At 46.3% G+C, this 15,750-nt stretch carries 14 protein-coding genes; 8 read left to right on the top strand and 6 right to left on the bottom strand.

Annotated elements, in window-relative coordinates:
- Positions 1-149 precede the first annotated feature (149 nt).
- Positions 150-908 carry an HAD-IIB family hydrolase gene (locus RIE73_RS06315; protein WP_446400378.1) on the bottom strand — a complete coding sequence of 253 codons (759 nt, stop codon included), beginning with the start codon at positions 906-908 and terminating at the stop codon, positions 150-152.
- A 147-nt stretch (positions 909-1,055) separates the two neighbouring features.
- Between RIE73_RS06315 and RIE73_RS06310 the strand changes: the two genes are divergently transcribed.
- Positions 1,056-2,717: a D-Ala-D-Ala carboxypeptidase family metallohydrolase gene (locus RIE73_RS06310; protein WP_446400377.1), complete on the top strand. Its 1,662-nt coding sequence runs from the start codon at positions 1,056-1,058 to the stop codon at positions 2,715-2,717.
- 313 nt (positions 2,718-3,030) lie between these two features.
- Positions 3,031-3,807, top strand: a complete 777-nt coding sequence (locus RIE73_RS06305; RefSeq protein ID WP_446400396.1) for a hypothetical protein — start codon at positions 3,031-3,033, stop codon at positions 3,805-3,807.
- 113 nt (positions 3,808-3,920) lie between these two features.
- Here the strand turns inward: RIE73_RS06305 and RIE73_RS06300 are convergent, their stop codons facing one another.
- The 4 genes from RIE73_RS06300 to RIE73_RS06285 form a co-directional block, all read right to left on the bottom strand.
- Complete coding sequence (locus RIE73_RS06300) at positions 3,921-4,652, bottom strand: DevA family ABC transporter ATP-binding protein (protein WP_446400376.1); 732 nt, start codon at positions 4,650-4,652, stop codon at positions 3,921-3,923.
- A 305-nt stretch (positions 4,653-4,957) separates the two neighbouring features.
- Positions 4,958-6,106 carry an ABC transporter permease DevC gene (gene devC / locus RIE73_RS06295; protein ID WP_446400375.1) on the bottom strand — a complete coding sequence of 383 codons (1,149 nt, stop codon included), beginning with the start codon at positions 6,104-6,106 and terminating at the stop codon, positions 4,958-4,960.
- Positions 6,107-6,206: 100 nt separating this feature from the next.
- Positions 6,207-7,625 carry an HlyD family efflux transporter periplasmic adaptor subunit gene (locus RIE73_RS06290; protein WP_446400374.1) on the bottom strand — a complete coding sequence of 473 codons (1,419 nt, stop codon included), beginning with the start codon at positions 7,623-7,625 and terminating at the stop codon, positions 6,207-6,209.
- 339 nt (positions 7,626-7,964) lie between these two features.
- Positions 7,965-8,705 carry a phycocyanobilin:ferredoxin oxidoreductase gene (locus tag RIE73_RS06285; protein WP_446400373.1) on the bottom strand — a complete coding sequence of 247 codons (741 nt, stop codon included), beginning with the start codon at positions 8,703-8,705 and terminating at the stop codon, positions 7,965-7,967.
- A 266-nt stretch (positions 8,706-8,971) separates the two neighbouring features.
- Between RIE73_RS06285 and RIE73_RS06280 the strand changes: the two genes are divergently transcribed.
- The 3 genes from RIE73_RS06280 to tatA are packed head-to-tail and all read left to right on the top strand — an operon-like array spanning position 8,972 to position 9,811.
- A complete protein-coding gene (locus RIE73_RS06280) occupies positions 8,972-9,220 on the top strand; it encodes a DUF4160 domain-containing protein (RefSeq protein WP_446374332.1) in 249 nt (82 codons plus the stop codon).
- 27 nt (positions 9,221-9,247) lie between these two features.
- Positions 9,248-9,631 (top strand): DUF2442 domain-containing protein, encoded by a 384-nt coding sequence (locus RIE73_RS06275; protein WP_446400372.1) that lies wholly within the window; start codon positions 9,248-9,250, stop codon positions 9,629-9,631.
- Between the two features lie 15 nt (positions 9,632-9,646).
- Complete coding sequence (gene tatA, locus RIE73_RS06270; RefSeq protein WP_006100800.1) at positions 9,647-9,811, top strand: twin-arginine translocase TatA/TatE family subunit; 165 nt, start codon at positions 9,647-9,649, stop codon at positions 9,809-9,811.
- Positions 9,812-10,151: 340 nt separating this feature from the next.
- On the opposite strand, the gene RIE73_RS06265 is transcribed toward tatA, so the two are convergent.
- Positions 10,152-10,994, bottom strand: a complete 843-nt coding sequence (locus tag RIE73_RS06265) for an SPFH domain-containing protein (protein WP_446400371.1) — start codon at positions 10,992-10,994, stop codon at positions 10,152-10,154.
- Between the two features lie 391 nt (positions 10,995-11,385).
- Between RIE73_RS06265 and RIE73_RS06260 the strand changes: the two genes are divergently transcribed.
- From RIE73_RS06260 to RIE73_RS06250, 3 genes are all read left to right on the top strand, one after another.
- A complete protein-coding gene (locus RIE73_RS06260) occupies positions 11,386-12,273 on the top strand; it encodes a mechanosensitive ion channel family protein (RefSeq protein ID WP_446400370.1) in 888 nt (295 codons plus the stop codon).
- A gap of 20 nt (positions 12,274-12,293) precedes the next feature.
- Positions 12,294-12,878: a pseudouridine synthase gene (locus RIE73_RS06255; RefSeq protein WP_446400369.1), complete on the top strand. Its 585-nt coding sequence runs from the start codon at positions 12,294-12,296 to the stop codon at positions 12,876-12,878.
- A gap of 267 nt (positions 12,879-13,145) precedes the next feature.
- Positions 13,146-15,341, top strand: coding sequence for a serine/threonine phosphatase (locus RIE73_RS06250; protein WP_446400368.1), 2,196 nt, complete (start codon positions 13,146-13,148; stop codon positions 15,339-15,341).
- The last annotated feature ends 409 nt before the right edge of the window (positions 15,342-15,750 follow it).

Below are 15,750 nucleotides of genomic sequence, written 5' to 3'. Positions count from 1 at the left end.
AGAGTCATTTGTCAGGGAATGGGCAATGGGCAAGTCGGGGCGGGTTTGGTTACATCTGGGTGTAACCGAAAAGATAATAGTGAAACCCGCCCCTACACAAACAATTTGCCCCCATCTCCCTCATCTCCCCCATCTCCCCCATCTCCCTCTCACGATTGATGCAGGTACTCTACTAACTCACAAAATCCATCGCCTTCTGTAGCGTTGGTTACATAAGCAGGTTTATAGTCCAGTTCATCCCGATAATCCAAAACATTAGCCACGCCTACAGAGAGGGGAAATAACTGAGGATTAAATAAACTAGCATCGTTAGGGCTATCACCCACTGTCAGCACTTGTTCCGGTTGATACTGGGGAAAATGATCACGTAACACTTGAATTAATCCAGTGGCTTTATCCTGAGATCGAGGTTTGATGTGACATTGCACCGAACTATAGGTAAATCCCCAATCCATTGAGATACAAAGGGCGTTAAGGTGTTCGAGTTGCTCCACGCTGAGATCGCGATTATCAAATGTCCAATCGGTGATCCGAAAGCAATTGTCAGCGGATTCGTGAAGCTGGGGAAATTCAGATTTGAGGCGTTGATAGGTTTGTGCTAACTGTTGGCGATGGGTGGTCATGTCAGCAATTGTGGATAAAAAGACAGGTTGATCCCTGTCGGCGGGATAATATAAACCACCATTTTCTGCGATCGCGCCCTGCACAGGTAAATAATGAACCAAACCACTCACCCAACCTGCGGAACGCCCGGTAACAATCAACACTGGGATATCGGCGGCTTGTAACGTTTCCAACCCTTGCAGCAACTCCCGACTAAATTTACCCTGTCGTGTTAGCGTTCCATCCATATCTGTGGCAATCAGACGTAGTGTTTTCCAGCAATGGGCGGCTATTGCTGAGTTCATCGATGAAAAAGCCATAGATTAATGAGTGCTATATCTTGGGTTATCAAAATTTATCATGGCAATACTCTCACCGGATCAACGCCTTGCTAATGTGGCTTTGCATTTATATTGTTAGCAAGTCCTAAACTTGAATTATCAAAATTTATCATGACAATACTCTCACCAGACCAACGCAATTATTATTATCTTCTAGCCGCCGAACGAGCGGGGATTCACAAGCCAATTTTGGCGGCTCTCTATCAGGTTCATTCGTCTCCCACCCTGGGTGATGGAGAAACGGGATTAGGCATCTCGCCTGCCAATCGGGTATCACCCGATCAGGTGGATACATTCCCCGAACAAGTGCAATATGCGGCGAATGTGATCCGATCGCTGACTGATAGTTTAATTGCTCAGGGACAACAGGGAAATGATTTATGGCTGTCTGAACAGGGACGCTATAGTGACAAGTTCCTGCAAAACGTGGCTAGAGGATATGTACCGCCAGCCAGTCAACCCCATACAGCACGTTTAGAACCGAGTAACTTTGAGTCCCTCAAACAAGCCTATCTAGCTGATTTAGCCGCCGACTTTAGCAGCGAAAACCTGCCTCAAAACCTTGCCTATCTAGATAAAGCCTTACTGACACTTGTGGATCGACTGCCAGAGTATTATAGGGGATTACCTCATCAACGGGATGCGTTGCTCGAAGGGGTGCGAGTGTGGCGGGAACTGGATACGCGGGATGCGGCGATTGCTTCGTTAGTGCCAACGGATCAGGTGGAATCAGCGCGTGAGGATGAATCCCGATTGGATATTCCCCTAAAGCAATTTATGGGACGGGTGTCCGCCAACTATAGCGGTTATCCCCATCAAAGAGAGGCATTGCTGCGCCTAAGTCAACTATGGCGTCAACTGCGAACCCGAGCAGAAGCGATCGCGTCTTTGGAAAAAAGTGCCTCCCCCGAAGAAGATCTCGATATTATTGATCCGGCGCTAATTGCCTTTGTCGAGCGCATACCGAAGTTCTATCAGGGACAAGGTAGCCAACGCAATGCCCTCACCGAAGGCTTTCGACTCTGGAATCAATTCGACTCCCGCGCCACGGTATTAAGTCATCTGGGCATTAATCCAGACATCCTGCAAGGGAGTACCACTGATCCCACCGCGATGCAAAAACTGGCAGCAGAACTGGATCGAGAACTGATTAACTTTGTCGGCAAAATACCCAAAGACTACAAAGAAGAGGACAACCAACGGGAAGCATTAATCCGTCTAGTCCAACTTTGGCGAGATTTACCCACTCGAAATCAGGCAGTGCAATCTCTCCTAGAAGACCAAAAACGGATGAATGAAGCCCGTCGCCAAGCCCAAGAAGCACCGCCCAAGCCCACACCTGTGGTCATTCCCAAACGTCCGGAACGGTGGACACCCTACAATATTCAGCTATTAGCCCCAATTATTCCCGATGGTAACTTTACCTGGGCAGAAGCCACCCATGGAGGTACACGGATGCCCCCGAACCAAGCTACAGTGGATGCTATGATTCGCATTGCGAAACTGGCACAACGGGCACGCGATCGCATTGGGCGACCTTTTATCGTCACCAGTTGGTATCGTCCCCCTCACATTAATCGAGCCGTGGGGGGTGCCAAGTATAGTCGGCATCTGGTGGGAGATGCCATGGATTTTGTGTGTGAAGGGTTAAGTGGCAATCAAATTTATTGGTCTTTGGAACCGTGGTGGCCCGGTGGCTTAGGTCGCTATCGCCGATTTCCTAATTTATGCCACATTGATGCCCGTAGCTATCGGGCACGCTGGCGTCATTAAGGGTAACACTTAGCACGAACACCGTTGTTTGCTGCTACCTTTTTGCCAAGACTGTCATGCACAATCAGTCTGTATGGGTGCATCTGTAATTGAAGCGGCAAATTGATTAACCTCCGAAAATCAGAACCATCTAACATTCATCGCGGAGTCCTAGGAGGCTTTAGCAAGAGTTGACTGCTCGGTACAGTGTTTTCCACCGACAGAAAATCCCTGTCGGTCTATCCCAGCAGACTTAACCAGGATGAGATTGCCGTCGATGCACTCCCTGGAAGGCATTCTAGAAATAACTCTTACGTTTTTTCCAGCAGGCATTATGTCCAGTTCGATGATCCCTCGAGAATCTACATTCGCTCAAGTTTCTCAGCCGTCACCCACGGCTGTTTCTCCTTTACCCCCAGATACTGAGTCGTTCAGATCACCCTGGATGTTTGTCTCCCTGGGACTGTTCTTACTGGTGATTGGCTTACTGATCTATGGCAAAATGCAATTGGATGCCATGACGAAAAAGCTGAAATTTGAGCAGTTTAAAACCAAAGACCTCCAGAAAAAGTTAAAGTTAGCGCTCAACACGATCCGCAAAATGGAAACGAATCCGGATTTGGTTCACTCTCGCGAGTTCAATTTAGACTATCTGCGATTGCGGATGGAGGAAGAGGTATTCCATTTTGCCATTGTGAATCAAATCAAAATCAAGGTTAAACAAATGATCAGTGTGGCACTACGACCGAATCAGGCGACTCAAAGCGCGGTCGGGATTGCTAGTACCACGGGGAGGCAAGTTGATGAGCTGTTTGATGTCAAGTACGAGACGGAAAGCAGTGGTAAACGGACGATGCGAGTGCTGTTCCGGATTCAAATCAAGTTGACGAAATTACCGACTCAAGCCACCTCAGCCACGATTAGCCAGATTATTGATTGTATCGAAACCTTTCTCAGTCCAGAGGATGAAAGCTGGCAACCCACAATTCAAGGACGAATTGTTTCAATTCACTGGGATCAAAAAGCTAAACCGACTCCTTTACTGGTGCTTCAGCAATCCAGTGAGGGGGTTAACGTGACCTTAAGAACAAATCGGGCGCGGATTAACTAAACCCATTCACCATCTACCAATCATTAGATAAAGTTGCTTAACCCTAAATGTCGTTCTTAACCAAAGTAACTGATGCTACTCAATCCTCCATGTTACAACATATTACTTATTGCTTATGACCCTTCGCGACCATCGAGGGCATGCTTATGACGTCTTTGAATATGTCCATCTTCGATATGAATAATCCGATCCGCAATATCTAAAATCCGATTATCGTGGGTAACAAGTAGAATGGTACATCCTTGTTCCTTTGCTAACTGTTGCATTAATTCCACGACATTCCGTCCAGATTGACTATCCAAAGCCGCCGTAGGTTCGTCGGCTAAAACTAACTGAGGACGACTCACTAACGCCCGCGCGATCGCAACGCGCTGTTTTTGTCCGCCAGAAAGGTTATCGGGGTAGTTATGAAGATGATTGGCTAAACCGACTGTGGTTAATAGTGCTGTTGATTTTGCTACCGCCTCGACGGGAGAAATATCCGGGTGAAGTTCCACTGACATTTGTACGTTTTGGCAAGCCGTAAGACTCTTGAGCAAATTATGAGATTGAAAGATATAACCAATATGACGGCGCACTTGCACCAGTTTTTCTTCTGTTGCACCGACAAGTTCCTGTCCTAAAACCTGAACTTGACCCGATTGGGGTGAACGTAAGCCGCCAATTAGGGTTAATAAGGTTGTCTTCCCTGAACCCGAAGGACCCGTCACTAAGACAATTTCTCCCGGTAATAGTTCTAAGTTGATATCAAAGAGAATTTGTTTCCGTAGAGAACCTTTACCAAAGTAATGATTGAGATTGTTTATCGAGACGACAGGAGATTGACGTAATACGTGATAAGTCATAAATCATAAATCTAATATAATTTCATACATCTCTTGTAGGGGCGGGTTTAGGAACTAAATTTCGCTATCCACCAATAACTGAACAACAAAACCCGCCCTTTCCTACCAATAACTTCGCTTATTCACCCTCTAATATAATTTCATACATCTCTTGTAGGGGCGGGTTTAGGGACTAAATTTCGCTATCCACCAATAACTGAACAACAAAACCCGCCCTTTCCTACCAATAACTAAATTTCGCTATCCACCAATAACGGAACAACAAAACCCGCCCTTTCCTACCAATAACTGCGCTTATTCACCCGCTAAAAAACATCCGCCGGATCAGCCGCTTTCAGTTTCCGCACGGCAATTGCTCCTGATACACAACACATAATAATTGTCAAGATTAGAATCGTTATCGTTTTGCTTAACGTCATTATCATCGGTAAACGAGTTGCGGCTTTTGTTAAACCATACAATCCAGACGCAATCACCATTCCCGGAATATATCCTAAAATTGCCAGAATAAGCGCTTCTTGAAAAACCACCATCAATAAATAACGATGGGTATAGCCCATCGCCTTGAGTGTGGCATATTCAGGTAAATGATCGGAAACATCGGTATAAAGAATTTGATAAACAATCACTGTACCGACAACAAACCCCATTACTGTTCCCAAGCTAAACACAAACCCGATCGCGGTACTGGTTTGCCAGTAATTTTTCTCAAAGTTAATAAATTCTTGCTTAGATAAAATTTTGACATCATCCGGAAATTCTTGTCTCATGTTCGTTAAAACCTTTTGGAGATTTGCTCCGGGTTGTAATTGAACGATACCAATATCAATGAGTCCCTTATCTCGTCGCGGAAAGATTCGCAAAAAATTGAGGTCACTGGTGACAATATTCCCGTCAGCCGCAAAGGAAGCCCCTAGACTAAATAATCCCACCACGCGGATGCGGCGTTCTTCTACTTCTGTCGTTACCTCTTCGTTTTGACGAAAGAGTTGAGCAATTGAACCATATTCAGGTCGAGACGTATCATCGAATAACACCCCATCTTCTATTTTTATTTTATTCAAATTTTGGTTAACATCCGGTAGGTCTAATACTGGGTTAGCTGGATTAAACCCCAAAACCATAATGGCGCGAGTTGCTCGATTTTGCGGGTTTTTCCATAACCCAAAATCCATATAGAGTGGACTAATAGACTGAACGCCCTCAAAACCCAACGCTTGATATAATCGCCGCTGGGGAAAACTTTTCATGGCGATAGTGGCGGTAGACTGAGGGCTAATCAGAAAAATGTCACCTTTTAACTTGTTATGTAGGGTTACATTACTTTCAAACAAGGCATCGCGGAAGCCAAGCTGCATAAACATTAAAATATCAGCAAAGCTAATTCCTGCGATCGCGACCAGTAATCGAATTTTTTCGCGACTCAGTTGTAACCAAGCGAGAGGAATTTTCATTTTAGCTTTAAGTTTTAAATTTTGTGTAGAGGCGGATTTCACTACTATCTTTTCTGACATGAACCCAATGCAAATAAACCCGTCCCGACTAAGTTGTGAACTAATTAGACTCTGATTCAAGGAATATTTCTACGATAACTTTTGAATTAGTTAATCCGGTAACTTGTTGGCTATCTTCTGGACGTAGACGAATATTTACTTCCACGACTCTGGCATCAACATCAGCAGCCGGATCGGTATCCAGAATATCTTTTTTGCCAATTTGTAGTCCAATTTGACTAACGTTTCCTTGAAGTTTGCCCTCAAAAGCTTTGCCTTCGCTACGAATGGCAACACGCTGTCCGAGACGGACTTGGCTAATATCGCTTTCGTAGACTTCAGCAACCACTATCATCTCGTCTGTTTTTCCCAGTTCAACAATTCCTTCCCCTTCTTTAATGGTTTCCCCAGCCCAAGTATTAATATCTAAAATTCGACCATCTTCTGAAGCCCGCACATAAGCTAATGAGTCTAAATCAGCTTGGGCTTGTTCAACGGCAGCTAATGCACTTTCCACTTCAGCTTCGGCTTGTTTAATATCAACCGGACGAATTTCTTTAATCTCTTCTAGGCGGGCTTCTTCTTCTTTAATCTGAGCTTCGAGAACGGCGATTGTTTTGTTGCGGTTGACTCTGGCTTCTTCTAGCTGTTCGTTAAGATTAGCAATGGTTTGAGCTTTGTTTGCTTCGGCTTGAATTAGATTCGCCTGTTGTTGACTGAGGTTTTCTTGTGCCTCACTCAGGCGTTCTAGGGCTGTTTCTACCCTCAAACGGCGGCTTTCTAATTCTGAGGTAGAAATGGCTCCATCTTCAGCTAACTGCTGATAGCGAGCAAAGTCGTTGTCAGCGTTGCGTTTTTCTGCCTCGAGTCGTCTAATCGTAGCTTCTTGACCTTTAACGGTGGCTTGTTGGGCTTGAATCGTGGCTTCTTGAGCTTTGGTAGTTTCTCTCAGTTCAGTTTCTAAGCGATTAATTTTGCTCTGTTGGGCTTTTGTTTCTCCCTCTAATTCTTTTTCCAAGCGATTAATGGTTTCCTGTTGGGCTTGAATTGCACCCGCTTTAGCACCTGCTTTCACTCGTTCCAGATTCGCTTGAGCAATTTCAACTTGTTTTTTAGCCAGATCGACAGCCGCTTGTAAGCGATCGCGGTTATCCATAATCGCAATCACTTGATTTTCCCGCACGCGATCGCCTTCGGAAACCAGTAATGCTTCTACTACACTAGCGCCCTCCAGCGATGTGGGAGCGGATATTGTGATCACTTCGCCAGCGGGTTCCAAGCGTCCTAAGGCAGTTACAGCTTCGATTGCGGGTGTCGCCGTCGGCTGTGAACTTGATTGAGTTGGACGCAGTTGAGTCCGATTTAGGCTGTAAACCGCCGCCACTCCAGTCGCCAGAGTTCCACCCACAGCCAGCGCGATCGCCCAACGAGTTATCGGTTTTGACAATAGTCCTTCATCCATCCCTGGTTTATGCCCCATATTGTCCTAAGATAAATAGGATTAATCTCTAGAATTCGCGCCCCTCCTTCAGTTATAGACGCTAGGAGTAAGACACGTCTAATAGGATGGGGGAGCAGAGGGAGCAGGGGGAGATGAGGGAGCAGAGGAAGCTGGGGAAGCAGGGGAAGCAGGGGGAGCAGGGGGAGCAGGGGGAGCAGGGGGAGAATAGGCGTTCCGATGAAACATCTTTTGTAGGGGCGGGTTTTACTACTAACATTTCGTTTTCACCCTGATGTAACAAAACCCGCCCCAACCTAACCGTTCAATTATCGCAAATGACAAATGACCAATGACGAATGACATAAGACGAATGACGAATTACACCGATGGCAAGTCAAACAATACCGTTGTCATATAATACTCTGCCCAATCCGTACCAAAGGCTTTTTCTAACACACGACGGGTTTTATCATTTTTCTGCTGCTTGGTGCAATAATAATGCTGACCCGCTAAAACTTCTGCTTGGTCTTCAGCCGAAACAGGTGTCGCATTCGCCGCCTGAGTACAATGAATTTGCAGAAAATTCTCTACTCGCGATAAAAATTGGTGTTCCTCTTCAGGGGTGTTGGGTCGAATAAAAATGCAATATTCAGAGAAAATATCGCCCCACTCTGGCAATTCACGGACATCTTGGAAATGAGGAGTTGGTAAAGCTTGTAATGGTTGGCGGTAAATGTCAGGTAAGATACGCTGAGCATTCACTGGAGAAAGGTCTGCGATCGCGGCACTGATTTTCCCGCGTCCACCAACTAGATCACAGCCGAACATGGGTAGATTGTACTCTGGACGGGGAAACATGACACAGTGGAGGATATCGAGCATTGTTCCCACTTTTGCCAGTTCCAAGTGCAGTTTACGAAACTGTGGCGTCTGATAACAACGGTTTTCAATCGTAAGTTTCTCCCCCTCTAGACGCCCTTCTACATAACCCAACTCAGCAGGTAGCTGATAGGGCGACAAATCCAGGTAACGCCGCCAGTTAGCTTCAATACAGTCGGCTAATTGGTGGATGAGGGGGTGTTGTTGCTCTCGCAGGGAAGGCTTGGTGGTTACTGACATTCCTTGAACCTAAACAATTAACGCTAAACCAGGCAGGATCGGGTGGTAGATGTAGATATAGGATATCAGCTTCTGATTCCGTTAAGATCGTCACAATCTTAATCTGTCTGCTTTTTATCGTTACCGAACATGGCGCGTTTTAGCTTAATCCCTGTCTCTTTCCACTCATAGGTTGTAGCATTTGTCAACCGCGATCACACAGCGTAGATATCGTAAGGGTAGGGCTTTGATACAATGAAGTGGTCAGCTACTTGCTAGATGTGGTTATGCCAGAAGTTGCACGGTTCTACGGAATTGTTATCAAGGTGTTCTTTGGTGATCACCCTCCACCCCATTTTCATGCAATTTATGGCGAATATAACGCTTTAGTCGGTATTGAGTCGCTTGAGATCATTGAAGGAGATCTACCCAATCGGGCGCAAAAGCTCGTGTTAGAGTGGGCAAATTTGTATCAGCAAGATTTGTTACAAATGTGGAACACCCAGGAATTCCGTAAGCTACCTCCTTTGAAGTAATGAAGTAAGTTTAGGGTTTGTAATACTATGAAATATCCCCGAATTCACAAAGCTAAAGCCGCTAATGATACTACTTTAATTGTTGAATTTACCAATCAAGAGATTAAAAAATACGATATTCGTCATCTTTTGGATATCCCCATGTTTTCTCCACTCCGGCAACCCGCTTTGTTTAAGAATTTTAAGGTTGAGCAAGAGGGATATGGAATTGTCTGGAATGAGGAGATTGATATTAGCGAGTATGAACTCTGGAAGAATGGTGTGATGGTGGAGAGCGAAGACTTAGCTGGTGTAAGGTGGCTCGAAGAACCCGGAAATCCCGTTAGCGATTATGGATATCCCCGACTTGCTACAGATCCTTTGCTAGATCAGGAAGTCAGAAAGAATGTCAATATAAGTAAGCAGAGTTGATCGGAGTAGACGAGTATGTTTGGCTTAGGATGGCCCGAAGTGGCGATTATCGGAATTGTCGCTCTAGTAATTTTCGGTCCCAAGAAGATCCCTGATATGGGTCGCGCATTAGGAAAAACGCTTAAAGGTTTTAAAGAAGAGATGAATACTCCAACTTCTGAGGAGGATGACGCTGACTAGAGTTTAGCTGTCCATCCTCCATTTTATGACGTATGAATAAGGGCGGGTTTTGTGCTTCATTTATGGGTGAGCTAGGGCGGGTTTTGTTGTTCAGTTATTTCTGGATAGCTGATTGTAGTTCCTAAACCCGCCCCTACAATTGTGGCTCGCACCCGCCGCCATTGGTGTCAACTTAAGCTGAAAATTAGGAGGTGTAGGGGCGGGTTTGACGGATAACTTATGGCAACAAACCGATAACTTAACTAAACCCGCCCTTCTGAGGAAAGCAGGGGAAGTAAAGATACTTTCGCCTGCCAAGTTCGATAAGGAAATGCCTCGGTTGAATTACTGAGCCGAAGGCTTAATTCGAGCCATTTCCGCCATCCTTCTTGATGTGTAATTCTGGAGTCTCCATTAAATCAGTCATCGCTTCAGTCAAGGCTTTGGGGTCCATGAATACGATTTTGGAGTTGCTACTTTCTCCCAATTTCTCGTTCGCTTCTACATAACGAGTGGCAATCAAATACTTGAGTACATCTTGACTGTTCGGCTTTTCGAGCAGCGCTTTTGAGATCATCTCTAAGGATTTTACCGTCCCCTCCGCCCGAGCGATCGCGGATTCTCTTTCCCCTTCTGCTTCATAAATCGCCGCTTTTTTCTTACTTTCTGCGGCTCGTTCCTGTTCCAAGGACTCTAGCACAGTCTGGGGAGGTTTAATTTCTTGGAGTTCCACACGGATAACCTCTGCTCCCCAGCTATCGGCAGCTTCCTTGAGGTAAATCGACAAATTCTCATTGATCTCAGAACGGGATGAATAGGTTTCATCTAAATCCATTCTGCCAATTTCTGACCGTAATGTCGTGATCACTAAATTTGTAATTGCCTCTTTGACATCTTCAACATCGTAGTAGGCTTTATAGAGGTTGTTGATTCTCCAGTACACCACCGCATCGACTTCCGCAGAAATATTATCTTTCGTAATTGCCTGCTGGGGTTCGATGTCTAAGACTTGCTCACGAGTGGTTTCTTCTACGGCAATATTTTCCAAAGGAAACCAAACAAACTTTAGACCGGGCGGTAAAGTCTTCTTATATTTCCCTAAACGTTCAACGATAGCTTGATTGCCTTGATTGATAACTCTGGCTGAACCAATGCCGTAGCCGCTTAAACACAGTGCCAAAATAATTGCCCAAACAGATTCCATAGGTTTTTAAACTTTTACTAGAAGGTTTTGGAGTGACAAATAGAATTGCCTAGAACGTTCTTCAATAAGATGGTGGGTAACACCTAGCTTGAATTTACATAAACTTAAATCTAAGCCACTTGTAGATTTCCCCAAATGAGGCTTGTCCTCAAGCCGCTTTGTCTGGCAGCAAGTGTTACAGACTATTTACTCTCCGGTAAGATATCCGAAAAGAGAGACAATACCCACTACCAGTGAAACCTCCTTGGCTGATGCCAGAACGGGACGCTAGCTAGATTTAACCTGATTATCTCAGCATTTTAGCGGAATTTTAGCAAAATTTTGCCATTGGCATAAACCCGATGCCCTATAGCTGCTAGGTTAGCAAAAGAAATATGTCAATGATCGACTTGTGAACAGTCTTATCCAAGAAATTAATTCCAGCTTACTCGATCTCCTTGGCACTACTATTGAGGTTTTGCCCGGGCTGATCGGCGGAGTGATCATTCTCCTGTTGACTCGCTACGCCGCCGAAGGTGCCCAGCAAGTCACCGCTAAAATAGGAGAGCGTACAATCCGCAACTCATCGCTGCAACTGCTGCTGGCGAAAGTAAGTTATGTGACAACGTGGGTACTTGGCATTTTAGCCGCTAGTGTGATTGCCTTCCCTGGCTTACGGCTAGGTGACATTATCGCAGCGCTGGGGTTGGGTTCAGTCGCTGTTGGTTTTGCCTTTCAAGATATCTTCAAAAACTTCTTAGCTGGAGTGCTATTACTGGTACAAGAACCGTTTCGCCTCAATGATCAGGTGATTATTGGCGACTATGAAGGAACGGTGGAGAAAATTGACATCCGTACCACCCAAATTCGTACCTATCAAGGCGAACGCATTCTCATGCCGAATGCAACGGTATTTACCAGTGCGGTGCAAGTCAGAACCGCCTACGGACGACGGCGAACGGATTTAGGTGTTGGAGTTGACTATAATACACCCCTGTCTGAAGCGGCTGAACTACTTGAACAAACCATTACTCAGGTGGAGGGTGTCTTGTCCCAGCCCTCACCAGAAATCGATTTAGTCAGCTTTGGCGACAGTTCCATTGATTTCGTTGTCCGCTACTGGACGTTACCCCAGCAGCAACGAGTCCGTCAGGTGCAAACTCGAGCCATTCTGGCGATTAAAAAAGCCTTTGATCACGCCGACATTAATATTCCCTATCCCATTCGCACGCTTTACTTCTATGACCAACAACGGTTCAATGATTATTTATCCCCGTCCCCGGATGAAGCTTCCAACTGACAACAGTTAAGATTGAAGATGTGTCTCGATACCTCTTGTTCTACAAACCCTATAATGTCTTAAGTCAGTTCACGGATAGGGAGGACAGTCCTCGTCGAACGCTCAAAGACTATATTCCGGTGTCGGAGGTTTACCCCGTCGGACGCCTTGATCGAGACAGCGAGGGATTGCTCTTGTTGACCAATGATGGACGCTTGCAGCACCGACTCTCTAACCCGCGCTTTCGACATCCCCGTACTTATTGGGTGCAAGTGGAACGTATCCCCGATGACGCTGCCTTGAATCAATTGCGCCAGGGTGTAGTGATTAAAGATTATCAGACCAGAACCGCTCAAGTGCAGCGATTACCACAAGAACCCAATCTACCCCCTCGCGATCCCCCGATTCGCTTTCGTAAAACTGTACCGACTTGCTGGTTAGAAATCACTTTGACTGAAGGGCGTAACCGTCAAGTACGGCGCATGACAGCAGCCGTGGGATTTCCCACCTTACGTTTAATCCGGGTCGCGATCGCTCATCTGCATCTTTCTGGGTTGCAACCGGGTCAGTGGCGTGATTTGACGCCTTCTGAACTGGTCTCTCTCCAGAAACGGGTGAAGTTTTGAGTGTTCTAGATATACCTTATGGCATCTGTGGGGGCGGGTTTTACCGATAACGTTTGGGAGACAGACGCGCCATGGCGCGTCTCTACCTAAACCCACCCTGGTTGAGTTTTAAGGTAACTCCCTTGTCAATACGGCTCTCCTGCGCCTTTACACGCGATAACCACCCCCTGAAAAGCTGCAACCTTTAATTCTGGCGTGGCAAACTAGATGGCAGCAAGATCATAATCCCAGCCTTAGAAACCCGATAGGAATTGAGGAAGTTCCGTTATGTTAATTTGTCCCCAGTGTCATTTTGAAAACCCGAATACTCACAAGTTTTGTCAGCGATGTGGAACTTCCTTGATCCATAAGGTATGTCCTGAATGCGATACCCAAGTTCCCGTTAATGCTGAAACCTGCCATAATTGCGGTACGTTTACGGGAACGGTTTGGTGGGCAATTATTGCCAAAGATCCAGAGTATGGCGTAACCTCAACCCCGGCTCCAGAGGGTTCCTCTACCGATTCTGAACCAATCGCTAGACCAACGGATCTGGAGTCATCGGCTCAACCAACACCAACACAGGAGAGTGAATCAGCATCCGCCGCAATTCCCGATAATCCCAACGCCGATGCTGAGGTTTTGTCTCAGGAAACGGATCAGCCAGAAACGGCAAAGAGTTCGACGTTAACGGCACAATCCACAGTTGAATCTGATCAAGAGGCTCAAGCCAGCTCACAGACGGATCAGGTAGAGCCAAACTCAACCGAAGCCTCATCGACAGCAACATCTGAGGCAAGTGATGCCTACACTGCTCCCCCGATCGCCTATCTGGATGCTCAACAACGTTACCGACTTATCGAACCCCTAAATCGCGACACCTTAGCGGATGCTCCCGCCGGGTCGAAAACGTTTGTCAAAGTTTTGGACTGCCAGCCCTTTCAGAAATCCCTTCTGCAAGCCCTACTGGAGCAACAATCAGAGCAATCCCCGTCCCAATCCTCACCAATCCTGGGAATTCCGGCGATCGCACAACCCTATTTGGCGCTAAAACCAAACCATTATCCAACTGTACCAGAGGTGCATGATGCGTGGCAGCAGGATAATCAGTCTGTAATGTTACTTGAAGATCGCTCAAGCTGGCAACTTCTCGGTGACTTGTGGGGCAGTGAGGAGTTATCTACATTACAGCTATTGTATTGGCTCGATGAAATGGCACGACTTTGGCAGGCACTTGAACCGTGGCATTGTCGCCAAAGTCTATTAGAAATTACCAATTTACGAGTTGATGAAGACCAGGTGCTGGGGCTAGAGCGCCTCCATCGTGATTCTGAAGATGATCCACCCCTGTTAGAGGATTTGGGGCAAATGTGGCGGCTGCTATTTAACCAGTCGCAACGGACTCAACTGACATCATTGGGGACAGTGTTTCGGCAGATGTGTACCCAGGAAATTACCACGATTGACCAATTGCGCTCCCAGTTAGAAGCGATCGCTCACGCTGAAGAAGAGGCACAAGAAAAACAGGCAACAGCAGCTAGCTTAGATCTGGAAGAACCCCTGTCTGACGAGGAAATCAGTTTTCTGGAAATGCCCACAGGGGAAACCGGGGGGAGCTACGACGATGGCGGTCCTACGGTGGTTTTACCCATGCAACTACTCAGCCTTGACGATGTTGGCTGCACGGATATTGGTCGTCAACGGGATCACAATGAAGACTGCTTTGGTATTCAGGCACAGGTGAAAAAACACGAAACCCCCATAGGTCGAACCTTAGACGCTCGCGGTCTTTATATTCTCTGTGATGGAATGGGTGGACATGCTGCCGGAGAAGTGGCCAGTTCTATGGCAGTAGACAAACTCAAGGAGTATTTTCAAGAGCATTGGCAGGACGAGTTACCGACCGAAGAGACAATTCATGAAGCGGTGCGCCTAACCAACCAAGATATCTATGATGTCAACCAACAAAATGCCCGATCAGGCAGTGGTCGCATGGGGACAACCTTGGCAATGATGTTGATTCAAAATACCAACGTCGCGATCGCCCATGTTGGCGATAGTCGTCTCTATCGGTTAACCCGCAAAGGCGGTTTAGAGCAACTCACCGTAGACCATGAAGTCGGTCAACGGGAAATGAAACGCGGCGTAGAAGAAGCGATCGCCTATTCTCGCCCCGATGCCTATCAACTCACCCAAGCCCTAGGACCCCGCAGTGACCAGTTTGTTACTCCTGACATCAATTTTTTGGAACTGAATGAGGATACTTTATTCGTTCTGTGTTCTGATGGCTTGTCAGATAATGAAGTTATTGAGAATAACTGGCAGACCCACCTAGCGCCTTTGCTCAGTTCTCGCGCTAACCTTGAGCAGGGTATCCTACAGTTAGTTGACCTAGCCAATGAGCAGAATGGTCATGACAACATCACAGCGATACTCATCCGCGTAAAAGTGCGACCTAATTTTCAGCAACGGAGTTGGTCATGAACCCCACGCATAAATGCGGGGGGCTTGTCAGACTTTATTCTTGCCAAGCTCGAATATTTTTGGCAAGCCTACATGACCAGCCTAAGACTCATGAGGTCTACGTTTAGAGCAAGTGTTAAAGTTCCTACCTACGAATGCATGAACCAACAAGGAATTGAGACAATACTGCAAGGGATAAGGGAGCAGGGGGAGCAGGGGGAGCAGGGGTGCATGTAGAGGCGTTCCGGTGGAACGTCTGGGAGAAAACAATTAAATTAGAGCTTATGCGAGCAGTATTGGGAGGCTATCAACAGCCCTAGTCGAAGCTGTAAGTAAACCTCAATGTCCAGCTATGGGGGAATTGTATTAGTTTTATATATAAACCACGGATACCAAACCGGGCTTCAAGAGCCAGAGTTTGGCTCAAGGG

It is taken from the genome of Coleofasciculus sp. C1-SOL-03 (assembly GCF_040220555.1).
Classification (GTDB): Bacteria; Cyanobacteriota; Cyanobacteriia; order Cyanobacteriales; family Coleofasciculaceae; genus Coleofasciculus.
Note: the sequence above shows the minus strand (reverse complement) of the source record. Positions and strands in the feature narration are given on the sequence as shown.

Coding starts and splice junctions, on each gene's coding strand:
- tatA (WP_006100800.1), top strand. CDS start 9,647: ATGTTTGGCTTAGGATGGCCCGAAGTGGCGATTATCGGAATTGTCGCT.
- RIE73_RS06275 (WP_446400372.1), top strand. CDS start 9,248: ATGAAATATCCCCGAATTCACAAAGCTAAAGCCGCTAATGATACTACT.
- devC (WP_446400375.1), bottom strand. CDS start 6,106: ATGAAAATTCCTCTCGCTTGGTTACAACTGAGTCGCGAAAAAATTCGA.
- RIE73_RS06310 (WP_446400377.1), top strand. CDS start 1,056: ATGACAATACTCTCACCAGACCAACGCAATTATTATTATCTTCTAGCC.
- RIE73_RS06285 (WP_446400373.1), bottom strand. CDS start 8,705: ATGTCAGTAACCACCAAGCCTTCCCTGCGAGAGCAACAACACCCCCTC.
- RIE73_RS06305 (WP_446400396.1), top strand. CDS start 3,031: ATGTCCAGTTCGATGATCCCTCGAGAATCTACATTCGCTCAAGTTTCT.
- RIE73_RS06290 (WP_446400374.1), bottom strand. CDS start 7,625: ATGGGGCATAAACCAGGGATGGATGAAGGACTATTGTCAAAACCGATA.
- RIE73_RS06280 (WP_446374332.1), top strand. CDS start 8,972: ATGCCAGAAGTTGCACGGTTCTACGGAATTGTTATCAAGGTGTTCTTT.
- RIE73_RS06315 (WP_446400378.1), bottom strand. CDS start 908: ATGAACTCAGCAATAGCCGCCCATTGCTGGAAAACACTACGTCTGATT.
- RIE73_RS06265 (WP_446400371.1), bottom strand. CDS start 10,994: ATGGAATCTGTTTGGGCAATTATTTTGGCACTGTGTTTAAGCGGCTAC.
- RIE73_RS06250 (WP_446400368.1), top strand. CDS start 13,146: ATGTTAATTTGTCCCCAGTGTCATTTTGAAAACCCGAATACTCACAAG.
- RIE73_RS06300 (WP_446400376.1), bottom strand. CDS start 4,652: ATGACTTATCACGTATTACGTCAATCTCCTGTCGTCTCGATAAACAAT.